This is a genomic window from Granulicella sp. dw_53, assembly GCF_018449545.1.
GTDB lineage: Bacteria > Acidobacteriota > Terriglobia > Terriglobales > Acidobacteriaceae > Edaphobacter.
In genome coordinates, this window is record NZ_JAAVUR010000012.1 from 139412 (window position 1) to 152800 (window position 13389).

General features: G+C 53.7%; 9 protein-coding genes and 1 riboswitch. Of the genes, 5 read left to right on the forward strand and 4 right to left on the reverse strand.

The window, feature by feature from the left end:
* Positions 1–11: 11 nt before the first annotated feature.
* From HB393_RS18250 to HB393_RS18260, 3 genes are read right to left on the reverse strand one after another with little or no spacing between them, the layout of a single operon-like run.
* The gene (locus HB393_RS18250) at positions 12–773 is read right to left on the reverse strand and encodes an SDR family oxidoreductase (protein ID WP_213806621.1); all 762 of its coding nucleotides are present in this window, start codon (positions 771–773) and stop codon (positions 12–14) included.
* 20 nt (positions 774–793) lie between these two features.
* The gene (locus HB393_RS18255; RefSeq protein WP_213806622.1) at positions 794–2278 is read right to left on the reverse strand and encodes an NAD-dependent succinate-semialdehyde dehydrogenase; all 1485 of its coding nucleotides are present in this window, start codon (positions 2276–2278) and stop codon (positions 794–796) included.
* Positions 2272–3291, reverse strand: coding sequence for a D-glycerate dehydrogenase (locus HB393_RS18260; protein ID WP_345945296.1), 1020 nt, complete (start codon positions 3289–3291; stop codon positions 2272–2274). The genes HB393_RS18255 and HB393_RS18260 overlap by 7 nt, the downstream gene beginning before the upstream one ends.
* 192 nt (positions 3292–3483) lie before the next feature.
* Here HB393_RS18260 and HB393_RS18265 point away from each other — a divergent pair, with 192 nt between their 5' ends.
* The 5 genes from HB393_RS18265 to HB393_RS18285 all read left to right on the forward strand — a co-directional run bounded on the left by HB393_RS18265 (position 3484) and on the right by HB393_RS18285 (position 10867).
* Positions 3484–4833 carry an enolase C-terminal domain-like protein gene (locus HB393_RS18265; protein ID WP_255551313.1) on the forward strand — a complete coding sequence of 450 codons (1350 nt, stop codon included), beginning with the start codon at positions 3484–3486 and terminating at the stop codon, positions 4831–4833.
* A gap of 30 nt (positions 4834–4863) precedes the next feature.
* On the forward strand, positions 4864–6069 hold the full coding sequence (locus HB393_RS18270) for a mandelate racemase/muconate lactonizing enzyme family protein (protein ID WP_213806624.1): 1206 nt from the start codon (positions 4864–4866) through the stop codon (positions 6067–6069).
* 59 nt (positions 6070–6128) lie between these two features.
* Complete coding sequence (locus HB393_RS18275; protein ID WP_213806625.1) at positions 6129–9428, forward strand: carboxypeptidase-like regulatory domain-containing protein; 3300 nt, start codon at positions 6129–6131, stop codon at positions 9426–9428.
* Positions 9429–9497: 69 nt separating this feature from the next.
* A complete protein-coding gene (locus tag HB393_RS18280; protein WP_213806626.1) occupies positions 9498–9998 on the forward strand; it encodes a hypothetical protein in 501 nt (166 codons plus the stop codon).
* 50 nt (positions 9999–10048) lie between these two features.
* Positions 10049–10867 carry a FadR/GntR family transcriptional regulator gene (locus tag HB393_RS18285; protein WP_255551314.1) on the forward strand — a complete coding sequence of 273 codons (819 nt, stop codon included), beginning with the start codon at positions 10049–10051 and terminating at the stop codon, positions 10865–10867.
* Between the two features lie 1120 nt (positions 10868–11987).
* On the opposite strand, the gene HB393_RS18290 is transcribed toward HB393_RS18285, so the two are convergent.
* Positions 11988–12668, reverse strand: coding sequence for a PEP-CTERM sorting domain-containing protein (locus HB393_RS18290; protein WP_218624014.1), 681 nt, complete (start codon positions 12666–12668; stop codon positions 11988–11990).
* Positions 12669–13039: 371 nt separating this feature from the next.
* Positions 13040–13240, forward strand: a riboswitch (cobalamin riboswitch).
* Positions 13241–13389 lie beyond the last annotated feature (149 nt).

A 13389-nucleotide genomic window follows, 5' to 3' on the forward strand; every position in this document is an offset into this window, starting at 1 on the left:
ATCCTGAACTTCTAGATGCAGCGGCCGCCATCTACCTCGAGGCAAACTCCAGTGATGAAGTCGGCCTCGTCGCTGGCAAGAAATGCGACTGCTTTTGCGACATCCAATGGCCTGGAGAGCCGTCCCAATGGAATGCCACTGATAACTTTGGCGCGTGCTTCGGGGGTGTCCTGCCCCCCGGGCAGAAAGTCGGCGATCAGCCCTGTCTCACCCATAACCGGATTCACAGCGCACACTCTGATCTTGAAGGCCGCCAATTCAACAGCCATGGACTTGGTCAAAAGGATCGCGGCTCCCTTCGAGCCGTTGTACCAGGTCAGGCCAGGGCGCGGACGAACGCCCGCAGTCGATGCAATGTTGATCATCACCCCACCCCCTTGCGCCTTGAATAATGGCACGACGTTTTTTGCAGAGAGGTAAAGGCTCTTCACGTTGACCGCGTAGACGAGATCGAACGTTGCTTCATCCACATCCAGCATGGGTTGCGACTTATGCGTGGTGCCGGCATTATTTACCACGATGTCCAGCCTGCCGTATGTGTCCACGGCCAGCTTTACCATTGCGGCCACCTCGTCATTTTTCGTGACGTCCGTGACGGAGACGGTGGCCTTGCCTCCAGAGCTCCGAATCCTGGCAGCGACTCGTTCCGCGCATTCACTCCGAATATCCGCGACCACAACACTCGCGCCCACTTCTGAGAAGAGCGTTGCAATGCCCTCACCGAACCCGCTGCCCGCACCCGTGACAATCGCGACCTGACCTTGCAATTTCATCTTGTCTTCCTCACCTTCATTTACGAAATGTCGAAACAGAGATACTTCACTTCGAGATAGTCATCGATGCCGTACTTCGAACCCTCACGTCCCAATCCGGATTGCTTCACGCCCCCAAAAGGCGCAACCTCTGTTGAGATCAATCCTTCGTTGATTCCGACCATTCCATACTCGAGCGCTTCGGAGACTCTCCAGATTCGTCCGATATCCCGCGTATAGAAATATGCTGCTAGCCCGGACTCGGTATTGTTACTTCGAGCGATCACTTCTTCTTCCGTCGAGAAACGGATCAATGGAGCCACCGGTCCGAAGGTTTCCTCGTCGAGGAGCGCGGAGCCCTCTGAGATCTCGGTCAAGATTGTGGGTTGGAAGTACAAACCACCCAGCGCATGTGGCTGCCCACCAGTGTGTATCAGGGCTCCACGGGCGACCGCATCCCCGACGTGCGAAATTACCTTCTCGATGGCACTGTGATTGATCAGCGGGCCGATAGTCACTCCCTCGTCCAGGCCGTTGCCTACCTGTAGCTTGTCGACGGCTGCCGCCAGCCTCTCTGTAAAGAGGTTATAGATTCCGTTCTGAACATAGATTCGGTTCGCACATACACAGGTCTGGCCTGCATTGCGGAACTTCGAGGCCATCAGCCCTTCAACCGCTTTGTCTACGTTGGCGTCGTCGAAGACGATGAACGGTGCGTTCCCTCCAAGCTCCAGAGAGACCTTCTTAACCGTATCCGAGCACTGACGCAGAAGAATGCGGCCCACCTCGGTCGAGCCAGTGAAGGACAACTTACGAACCACTGTGCTGGATGTAAGCTCCCGTCCAATCTCTATCGCGTCTCCAGTAATTACGTTGAACACACCTGCTGGAATTCCTGCACGCTTGGCCAGTTCTGCCAAGGCCAGCGCGGAGAAGGGAGTCTCGGGCGCGGGCTTCACAACAATCGTGCAGCCCGCAGCCAACGCTGCGCCTGCCTTGCGCGTGATCATCGCGTTGGGGAAGTTCCACGGTGTAATTGCCGCAACCACCCCGATAGGCTGCTTCAACGTAACGATCCGGCGATGCCGTGCATTGGCGGGAATTGTATCGCCATAGACTCGCCTTGCCTCACCGGAGAACCAGTGCAGAAATGAGGTGCCGTAGACGATCTCGCCACGAGCCTCAGCCAGCGGCTTCCCCTGCTCCAGTGTCAGAATTCTTCCGAGATCCTGTTGATGTTCAAGGCAAAGGTCGGCCCAGTTGCCAATAGCATCCGAGCGCTCCTTCGCGCTCAGCGAACGCCACGCTGGCAACGCCTCTTCCGCGGCGCGAATCGCCAGCCTCGTTTCTTCGGCGCCGAAGCGAGGAACACGACCAAGCACCTTACCATCGTGTGGATTCAGTATTTCATCGACCGGGTCTCCCAACCATTGGCCATCGATGAAACACTGCTCGCGAAATAGACCGTCATCCTGCAGCCCCAATGCGGAGGCGTTCCCACCCGAACTTATAGTGGAGGTCAGCATAGCTGATTGTCCGCCTTTCGGCCTTGCTCAAAGGCCAGAAACCCGTCAAGAACTAAAAAGCCCATGGCATTCCGCGTATCGACTGTGGCGCTGGCAATATGAGGTGTAAGAAAGACGTTATGCAATGCTTTATATCGAGGATCGAAGTTAGGCTCGTCGGTAAACACATCGAGCCCTGCTGCAAAGATACGATTGCTTTGGAGCGCCTCTATTAAAGCGTCGTCATCGATCGTCTCGCCACGCGAAATATTAACGATAACGGAATCGGCAGGAAGCAAGCTGATCCGCCGCCTGTCCAGGAACTTCACCAACTCCGCACTTCCCGGCGCGAGTAGGAATAGAACGTCGCTTACCTCTAGCAAAGCCTCCGCTGTGGGGTGATAGGTTGCGCCTATACTCTCGTCCGGAGAGAGCGCCCTTCGGTTGTGATAATGCAACTTCATTCCGAATGCCGCTAGTCGTCGGGCAACAGCCTGCCCGATCCGTCCCATGCCGAGGATACCCGCACGTCTGCCAGTCAGGCTGATCCCCAGCAACTGGGTAGGTGCAAAGCCTGTCCATTTACCGGAACGCATCAAAGCGTCGGCCTCATGAGCGCGCCGTGCGGCATTCAGCATCAGCATCACGGCGAGATCTGCACATGCTTCAGACAACACCCCCGGAGAATAGAAGACGGCGACACCACACTCGCGGGCTGCTTCGAGATCAATATGGTTATAACCCACGGACAATGTCCCGATTGCTTTCAGCGTTCCCTTCAGCCGCTCGAAGACAGAGCGGGGAATCGGTTGCATCGCTGAAGTCACAATATAGTCGCAATTCAGCGCCGCCTCTGCTAACTCCATTGGACTAAGAACTACATCTTCCTTATTCATAATGAGTTCGTATCGTTCGGCCCTGCGCTCCACGGCCTCTGGCAATCGCCGGGAGACAAATACCTTCAAGTTTGGTGGCCGGGATTCGGGTTCCCCAACGTCACGCATTTGTGCAGTCTCCTTCATTGGGAACGGCATACTAAATAACTTTTTACAGAGAATCGACAGGGATCTGAGTTCGACAGCGCAAGCATACCGATAGAAATGATCTTCGGCAAGTTAAGTTGTATGACAACCAGTCTAGCCTACTATATGAAATGTTATTGACGGCGCGGACACAATGTGCGTATAAAGATTGCGCTTCCCAACTTCCGTATGAGGCCACGGTCAATGCAACAGCATTCACGATATGCCGCATCCCGTTTTCCCAGCTCTGCGGCTATGAGCCGCCGGCAGCTATTGGGCGGTCTCGTGGCAAGCGCTATCCTCGCTACCCCGTTCCGCACCCTTCTCGCACAGTCCCCTCTGGGGACAGAGGCAAGAAGAGGAGACACCCTCAAGATCACGGACCTGGAGCTGATCCAGGTCAAGGGACATTACGACGCGACCCCTACTGTGGACAATCAACCAGAGGTCACACCGCTTGCCATCTACGACGGTTATAAGGCAAAGGTCTATGAAGATAAGTCTGGACCAAGTAAGCAGATCGAAACATCTGCGATCTACCTGTACATTCATACTGCGGGCGGCTTAGACGGATTCTACGGCCCCATCGACCGGGAAGCTGCCTTCGTCGTTCGTGAACAGTTACGCCCCTTTCTGATCGGCAAAGATGTACTGGCCGGTGAAGAGTTGTGGGATCAGATGTATCGGTCCAATCGCCACTCTCGCGATGGCATCTTCATGATGGCAATCAGCGCAGTCGACAATACCCTCTGGGACCTGCGCGGACGTTACTACAACGTTCCGGTCTATCGGCTCCTTGGAGGCCCTACACGGGAATCCGTCGAAGCATATTCGAGCACACTGGGGTTTTCGCTCCAACCAGATGCGGTGAGGAAGCGTTGTCTGGCGCTAAAGAATGAAGGCTTCCGTAATCAGAAGTGGTTCATGGGCTATGGCCCGGGGGATGGACCTGAAGGCATGCGCCGCAATGTGGAATTGGTTCGCATCTTGCGCGAGACCTTAGGCGACGACGTGGAGATCATGTTCGATTCCTTCAGTGGTTGGGACCTGACCTATGCGCTTGAGTGGGCGCACCAAGTTGAACGATACCGCCCTCGCTGGATGGAGGAGTCAACACACCCTGAGAAGATTGAGACCTTCAGCACGCTTCGTCGAAGCACATCCATTCCCATCGCATCGGGGGAACACTTTTATGGCCGCTGGGAGGTCGAGCGCTATCTCAATGCTGGCGGGCTCTCCGTCGTGCAGGCCGATCCTGAATGGTGTGGCGGAATATCAGAGCTACTCAAGATCGGTACCATCGCAAGCGTGCATGACGTACCTGTTATTCCGCACGGTCACAGCCTTCATGCGGCACTGCATGTGATTCTCAGTCAGTCGCCCATGACTTTTCCGCTGGCAGAGTACCTCGTGATCAAGATGCGCTCTTACTACCATTTTGAAGCGAATCCGCCGGTACCGGTGCGTGCGCATTTCTCCGTCCCAAAGGGTCCCGGCTTCGGTATCACGCTTGATGAAGGCAAGGTCGAGTCCCGTAAAGTGCTCGCTTTTTAATCCAAATAGCTCTACTTGAGGATCTATATCTTGAACAGACGAAACTTTCTCACCTCCTCGACCGTTGCGGCCATAGCATTTCCTATTGCCTCACAACTGCAGACTCTCTCCGCGCAGGTAACTGAAGGACTAAAGATTACCTCCATGGAGACTGAACTGCTTCGCATGCCTCCGGGCAAACCCTTTTTGGACGCGATTCATCGCTTTGGATCGGAAGGTGGCGGAGTCGTGTTGCGCTTGAAGACCAACAGCAACATCACGGGCTGGGGCTACATCTCCTTCGGCGCTGAGATTGGCGGTCCCGGGATAGTGGAAGGTATCCTCCAGAACCTCCTCAAGCCGGCGTTGATAGGCCAGGACCCCACTATGTCCAAGAGGCTGCGCCATGAGATGTGGCGGGCCGCCGAGTACAGCGGTACTTCCGGTCTTGTTACCTGTGCCATGGCCGCTGTCGATATGGCGTTGTGGGATATCGTCGGCAAAGTTGCCAAGATGCCTGTCTATCGTCTGCTGGGAGGCTATCGTTCGAGCCTGCCCACTTATGACATGTGTGGTTGGTACTACGATAACGACGACGACCTGTCACAATTTCAAAAACAGATTCAAGGAGCATTAGAAGAAGGCTTTCACGCCGTCAAGATCAAGGTGGGTCGCTACACCCTCGATGACGATGTCAAGCGGATCAAGGCTGCGCAGGCACTGCTTGGCAAAGATCGCCGCTTAATGGTTGACGCCAACCAGAAGTTCAACTTCACAGATGCTCTCGCACGCGGCCGCGTTTATCAGGAGCTTGGTTGTTTCTGGTATGAAGAGCCGATGATGCCGCACGCAAAGAAAGAATACGGAGCGCTCGCAGCGGAACTCGACATCCGTATTGCAACTGGAGAAAACCTTTACGGCAAGTATGAATTCCTTGAACAACTACGCATAGGCGGTGCTGATGTAGTGCAGCCCGATAACCGTCGAGCAGGCGGGGTTACGGAGTGGATGGAAATTGGAGCGATCGCTGATGCATTCAATGTAGAGCTCGCGAGCCATGGAGGAGCCCCCACCAACATGCATATGTTACTCGCGATGCCGAACGCCATTTACATGGAGTCCGGCAGTCTGAAGAGCGATACGACACATGTGGAGACTCTACGACTTGTCAATGGAGAAATTCCGGCACCGGAGGATCCCGGCATGGGCAATGAGCTCCGCCGCGACTTCATCGACAAATATAAGGTTCGCTCTTGAACAGCTCTTCGGTCGAAGCTCTTCGCAATATACGAAATTCATATTTTTGGAGGTACAACATGCAGCATCGAACACATTTGCTTTCATTTGCATTCTTCTTTCTCAGTGTGGTCACCGCCAACGCGCAGTTTGAAGTGGGTTCCATCACCGGTGCGGTAACGGATATATCGGGAGCACGCCTGCCGGCCGCTACGGTAGAAGCCACTCAGAACTCGACGAACTCATCTAGAAAGACAACAACTTCAGCAACGGGGGAGTACACCTTCGTTGGTCTGCAACCTGGCGTCTATACGATCAAAGTTACACTGAGTGGCTTCAGCGATCAGATCCGCAGTGTGAACGTCGCGGTGTCGGAGCGTGTAGAAGCGAATGTCTCACTCAATGTTGGCAGCGCAACGGCTACGGTGGATGTGGACGCGACTTCGACAGCGGTTAATCTGGAGACAGGCTCCTCGGAACTCGGTAATGTCCGTTCGCAGGATCAGGTTCAGGGTCTGCCGCTGAACAGCCGCAACTTTACGCAACTGGTCTATCTTGCGCCCGGGGTCAATAATCGTGGAAACTCCGCCAACTCTGTCTCCCAGGGATACACGAACGGTCGCGGTACCAACGGTGCAGTTATCGGCGGTAATCCACCTGAAGATACGGTGTACCTCCTCGATGGAATCCAAAGCATGGATAATGACGCAGATGATCTCATCCTGTTTCCAGTAGTCGACGCCATTGGTGAATTCAAGGTTCAAACCAGCGCGGCACCCGCAGCCTTCGGCGGTAGTCCGGCTATTATCAACGTGTCCTTCCGCTCAGGAACGAGCAAGCTGCACGGAACGCTATACGAGTTCGTCCGCAATAATATCTTTGACGCCAAGAACTACTTTGACTCCCCAACCAAGCCGATTCCACCGTTCCATATGAACCAGTTCGGGGCGAACCTGTCTGGTCCAATCGTCATCCCTCACCTCTTCAATGGACGTGACAAGCTATTTTTCTTCATCGACTACGAAGGGAAGCGTCAGAACCAGGCACAAACCTATACCAGCACAGTCCCAACAGCAGCCTTTCGAGCTGGAGACTTCGGTGCTCTGTGCACGGCCGGTTTCAATGCAGCGGGTCTGTGCATGGCCCCGGCAGCTCAGCTGGCCGCGCAACAGATCTATGTACCAGGAACGGCGGCATCCACGGGTGCCGCTAAAATTCCGCTGCCGTTCAACCGGCTAACCTCTATCGACCCCACCTCAGCGAACCTCGCCGCGCTGTATCCCGCACCGACCTCGCCCGGAATCTCAAACAACTTCCTCTTCAATGGCCCCGTCATCAATAATATCCACCAGGGTGACGCCCGCATTGACTATCACTCGAATATGACCACAATCTTCGGGCGCTTCAGTAAAGAAAACCCCTACACGATTACACCCGGTTATCTTCCAGCGCCTGCCGTCGGCGGTGGTCCCTCTCGACCTGGGGCCACTGAAATCCCAGCCTGGCAGGGGGTGCTTGGATACAGCCGCACCTTTGGAGGCAATAAGTTCTACGAAGGCCGTCTTGGCTACTCCCGCATGACCGAGCTCATCATTGATACCGACTCTACAATGGGGAATCTTGCCGAGCAATTGGGCATACCGAACGCCAATCGCAGTGGCACTGGCCTTACCAATATCAGTATCTCTGGCGGTACAGTCGGCCTTGGTGATGGTTCCGGAAGTCTTCAGAAGGTCAACAACAACTGGGAGGTGGATCAGGCATTCACTCTCATCAAAGGAAACCATGAGTTGAAGGTTGGCGTTGACTTCCAGAGTCGCCGCTTCGCATTTTTCTCTCCTACCTACCCCGTTGGCCAAATGACTTTCTCTGGCGTCTACACCGGCAATGGCTTCGCAGACTTTCTCTCTGGGCGGCCCATTAGCTCAACCCTCGACGTCAATCAATTTTTTAGCCTGCTTCGCTTTCAAACCAGCTACTATGTCCAGGACAACTGGCGTGTCAGTCCCAAACTAACCTTCAACTTTGGCCTTCGCGACGATACCGTCACTCCTTGGACTGAGCGCTCAAACCGGCTTGCTGGCTTCTCGCCGCTGAACGGCGGTCAGCTCATTCCGGTTGGAACCGATCCCGCCTTCCCGGGCAATCACATCACAGACGGGCGCTATACAAACTTTGGTCCACGTTTCGGCTTCTCATGTTCCATAAATAGCCGTACAGTTCTGCGCGGTGGAGTAGGCATCTTCTACGCTTTTCAGAACAATACCTCCAACGTCAACCAGGCAGTCAACGCACCTTTCCATGGCTCACTGGTCGCCAATAATAACTCTGGCAACTACGCTGCCGCGGCTCCCATATCGGCCGGATTTCCTGCGGCACGTCCTACCCTTTATCCGACAGCCGGTACGAACTTCGTCTACTATCCTCGCAGCTACAAGAACCCCTCCGCGAACGAGTGGAATCTGAACCTGCAAACGCAACTCACCAAGAAAGACGTACTTTCCATCGCTTACGTAGGTCAGACGGGCGTGCACGTTCTCGTCGTGAACAACATCAATCTTGCTTCACCCGGGAGCGGAGCGGTAGCCGCACGCAGGCCGTTTCCGAACCTCGCGGACGGCACTCAAAACAATCCGACCGGTAGTTCCTCTTACCACTCGTTTCAAGCCAGTTATATCTATACCGCCTCTAAAGGACTTCACTTACAAGGCGCATACACTTATTCTCACAGCCTCGATAACACAAGCGGCACTGGTTCAAGCGTTGCCTATCAGAATCCCTATGTTCTTTCCAGCTACTATGGCAATTCTGACTTCGACCTTCGTCATAGTCTCGTCCTAAGCCAAACCTATGAGCTTCCGTTTGGCCGCGGCCACACATTCCTCCCAGATGCTGGTCTGCTAACAGATCTCCTCGTTGGCGGTTGGCAACTCAACAGTATCGATACCTTTCAGACAGGATCGCCATACACTCCCACGATGGCGACTTCAAACCTCAACAATGGTACCGGCGTTCAATATCCAAATCGCATCGGTTCCGGCAAATTAGCAAACCGTAACCCACTCGCCTGGTTCAATACAGCGGACTTTGTCGCACCGCCCGCTTTCACATTTGGCAATTCTGGCCGTAATATTCTCTACGGCCCCGGCACAAAGCAGTTCGATGTATCTATCTTCAAGACCGTCCACCTCAACGAATCGGCGACTCACTATCTGCAGTTCCGGGCCGAGGCTTTCAATGTCTTCAATATCCCTCAGTTCAACAACCCCAACGCTCAAATCGGGGGTGTCAATGCAGGAAAGATATCCTCCGCTGGCCAGCCGGTTCTTTTCCAAAGAACCTCTCGCGAAATCCAACTTGCAGCTAAACTTTATTTCTAGTCTGCCCCACTGCCACGTCGTAGCGGGGTTGTTATCCCGCTACGACGTGATCAAGTTCATGGAGAGAGCATGACCTTTGCTACCCTCAACACTGTTGTGGCATTTACTTTCATGGCGCTTACCGTATCAAGCGCCCAGACCAGCAAGATCGATGTCTATACGGCTGAGCAGTTGACAGCCTCGTCAACAAAGGCCGCCCTAAAACCAGGCGAAACCCCAAGCGTCCTTGAACATTACCCGAATCACTACACCATGCTTATTACTCGTCGCGATAACGGTCAATCCGAACTGCATGAGCATGTTGCCGATGTCTTTTTCGTAGCGGGCGGAAGTGCTCAGCTATGGACTGGAGGGTCGATGCAGAATGATAAAGTCACAGAGCCGGGCGAACATCGTGGTTCGGGTCTGTTCGGCGCATCGGTCGTCTCTCTAAAACGTGGCGATCTTGTGCATATACCGGCAAACGTGCCGCACCAACTGCGGCTCGCTCCCGGAGATACTTTCACTTACTTCGTCGTAAAGGTTCATGAGGACAGTGCAATAGCACCTCTACCCAAACCGTCCCGCTAGGACGTAAGTCTGGGTCGGATTGTTCACCAGTTGCGATACGCTTAAAGGACATGGCCATTTCACAACCTAATACGAAAACGGCCTCGGAGCGGGAGGGATCGGAATGGATCGCGCTCTTTGCCTCGGAGCAGATATCCTCGACCCGGACACTAGCCGACCGTGTCTCCGAAGCACTGATGCGGAAGATCGTGGGCAAGGAACTGCCAGCCGGTGCTCAGCTTCCCTCGGAGCAGATGATGGCCGCCAGCTTCGGCGTCAGTCGAACGGTTGTGCGCGAGGCCATCTCTCGTCTGAAGTCCGAGGGCCTTATAGATACACGCCAAGGTCGCGGCGCGTTCGTAAGAACAGACCGAACGGACGTCCCTCTTCGGTTAGGAATCGATGCAACCAATCCTCTACCTTCTTTGCTGCATATCCTCGAGTTACGGCTCGGACTCGACGCTGAAATAGCAGCTCTGGCAGCCGCACGCAGAACGCGGGATCAGATGGCCGCTATTCAACGCGCACTCAAGGCAATCGATCACGCCAGCGATGCAGGCGGTGACGCGGTCGCCGAGGACCTCGAGTTTCATCTCTCCATCGCACAGGCCACGCAAAACCCTATGTTCTTCGAATTGATCCGCTTTCTTGGCGGCTCGTTTTACAGCGGTATCGCCGTAACCAGGGCAAACGAGCGCCGTATGGAAGAGCTTGCGAAAGAAACCCGCAGTGAACACAAGGCAATTGCACAAGCGGTCTCTAAACGCGATGCACATGCGGCTGCGGCTGCCGCACGTACTCATATCGAGAATGCCTCGAAGCGCCTTCTCTCAGCCGACGCAGACTTTTGGCAAAACAAAGCTATTCAAGTTGTCTCAACCTCAAAATAAAATGCAGCTTGCTAGATCGTAGCCCTGCCGAGGCTCGCCTCTCCACCCCGCCCATCTTCAAATCTGGACGAGATTACTACAATAAGTGCGGTCGGTGGGTAGTTACGACGGATGAAGTGCACAGCGTAATCTTCATGACAAAAAGGTGCAGTCGTGGAACGCCTTGCTCAAATCTCGAGCATCTCGCAATCTGTCGAAGCGGTCTGTAGCCGAAGCGTCTAGGTATCTCTCACAGGCCGCCGTCACTGACCGCTTAATACACAGTTCGTGGATCACCAGGTAATTCGGTATCGATGGCTGGTAGTTTTTGTCGGCTCATTGGTAGATATTTCCTCTCGTCTTTGCCGAAAGGATGTCGCCACAACTATAGGCAGCCACTGCACTTGAGGTTGCATCGTACTTCTTGAATCTGGCTAAACTTCTCGAATTCATTCTTTAGGAACAGATCAAATCTATGCCGCTAAAGTACGTGCGAACTTCGCAAAATTCCAAAACACTCCTCCCCGAAATTGTCCGACTCGACCGTCTTTTGACCCTCAACCAAAGAAATATCGAAGCCACAGAAGACGAGATTGAGCGGTGGACGGTGGGAAATCCCGTGACCGCGTCAGATAGAGTGCAGCTACGGGAGCTGAGACGGATACGGCTCGATCTGCTCGCGCGTCGCCAAGCTCTTCGAGACCGCGTAGAGGCAGCCGCATAAACAAATAGGGGACGGCGGATCTTAACGGACGCGACGAGGCAAAAGCGCGCCGCACAGTAGGTGTGTCCCAGGGTGTTGAGGCCGCAATCCTCTTGTGCTGGTTCGCCGTTGGGGACATCATTAGGTCGGATTCGAGAGGTCGGATTCGAGCGATTCTCCCGGACCTGTATGACAAAGAATGTTTGTAGTGCCGTGACGCTTTCGAAGCTAGCGCTCCTTTCGCACTGCTTCTCCTGCTCTACATCTCCAATGGTTGTCGAAGAGAGCAGCAACGTATCCGTGATCCTTCGATCCACGGACCAGCTCTTGTGGGCGCCTCTAAAAGAAGGTGTTGCAAGGAAGATGGTCTTTCCAGTTGCGATCAATCAAAATGATCACCGGCAAACTAGCTTCTGCCAGTGACCATTTTGATCAGTGTTATTTTGCTCCTCGAAAGCGACGCATCAAACCAATGACGCTAAACATTCCCGTCCCAAAGAGAGCCAATGAAGCAGGTTCGGGGACAGTAGAAATGGTTCCCGAGTAGTCGAGACCTTCATTCACGAGGTTCACTTGCTTTACATCGAATGTGAGTTCATTCAATCCTTCGGAGATACCCGAAAAGGAGAAGGTCAGAGGTGTAAGGCAGTTCGGCCCTGTGTCCGAGCAACTAGCATAACTATTATCCGCGCCCATGAGGCCGCCTGCCTGAAGGATCAGCACGTTATTCAGGAAGATGGAGACGGTGTCGTCTGCGAGAACGGTAAGGGTCCCCACTGTGGATGCATTTGTTCCAATAGCGTTAAACGAGGTGGTGTAGACGTAGTTGCCGTTTGGTACAACGACGCTACCGGTGGGACCAGTACCCGAATTGAACGAAACGTAACTGGAACCGGGGAGGGCAGCGTGCCATGTGGACCCGGCGCTGATGTTGTAGGTGGCACCTGTCCCACTATTGACTGTTGAAGTGAGTGGAAGATAGGACGTAGCAGTGTTGTCAAAACCTGGATTGACCGCGGTCGTTCCATAGCTTCCAAGAGTGATGGTAGAGGCATTTGCTGAGACTAGGGCCGCGAAGGCGATTGTTATGGCGACAAACGTTTTATGAAACTGAATCAAGTGGTTCTCCCGGAATTCTTCTAAATACTTCCTACACAGTCTTTAGGAGCATTCCTATGGCCACTGAAAAGATTCTGACCGCCGTTAGTAGTCGTCTGGACCACCAAGGTTACGGGTTTCAGGATCAGAGTTGTATGCTTTTGAGTGCAGCATCTTGCAACTTAAAGTGGAAGTTTAATGCCAATATTGTACCGGCGTGTTCCACTACAGATTTAGCAAATCGATGAATGAACCGCTAGGATTGAATCCAACAATAAGCCGCAAAAACATCACATTGAGGCTGATTCGCAATGACCTCTTCATCGGCTAAGACACTGATGATGTTGACAATACCTTGACACCTTAAGACTTGCAATGTGCTAAATTGCATTAGAGTAAATAACATCTTGGGTGCCCGCGAGGGCATAAAAGGGAAGCCGGTGAGAGTCCGGCGTGGTCCCGCCACTGTAATCAGGAACAATGACTTTCCATTGGCCACTCGGTTTTGCACCGGGGAAGGCGGAAAGTCAGGAGTTTGGCAACATCGACTCCGCCTGTAAATCAGGAGACCTACCCAGGATGAATTTGTGAAACTTCTCCGCGCGGAAACGGGAAGCGATCGCTCATTGGTCCTTGAGCTTTTGTGCCTCTTTCCCGCTATTCAGGATTGTGAGGCGCATTTGTTCCGACCGAGTTTGAATTCTCCACCCAGCACTGTTTACGTTTCTCTTCTATCGATCGT

Coding starts and splice junctions, on each gene's coding strand:
- HB393_RS18275 (WP_213806625.1), top strand. CDS start 6,129: ATGCAGCATCGAACACATTTGCTTTCATTTGCATTCTTCTTTCTCAGT.
- HB393_RS18285 (WP_255551314.1), top strand. CDS start 10,049: ATGGCCATTTCACAACCTAATACGAAAACGGCCTCGGAGCGGGAGGGA.
- HB393_RS18255 (WP_213806622.1), bottom strand. CDS start 2,278: ATGCTGACCTCCACTATAAGTTCGGGTGGGAACGCCTCCGCATTGGGG.
- HB393_RS18250 (WP_213806621.1), bottom strand. CDS start 773: ATGAAATTGCAAGGTCAGGTCGCGATTGTCACGGGTGCGGGCAGCGGG.
- HB393_RS18260 (WP_345945296.1), bottom strand. CDS start 3,291: ATGCCGTTCCCAATGAAGGAGACTGCACAAATGCGTGACGTTGGGGAA.
- HB393_RS18280 (WP_213806626.1), top strand. CDS start 9,498: ATGACCTTTGCTACCCTCAACACTGTTGTGGCATTTACTTTCATGGCG.
- HB393_RS18265 (WP_255551313.1), top strand. CDS start 3,484: ATGCAACAGCATTCACGATATGCCGCATCCCGTTTTCCCAGCTCTGCG.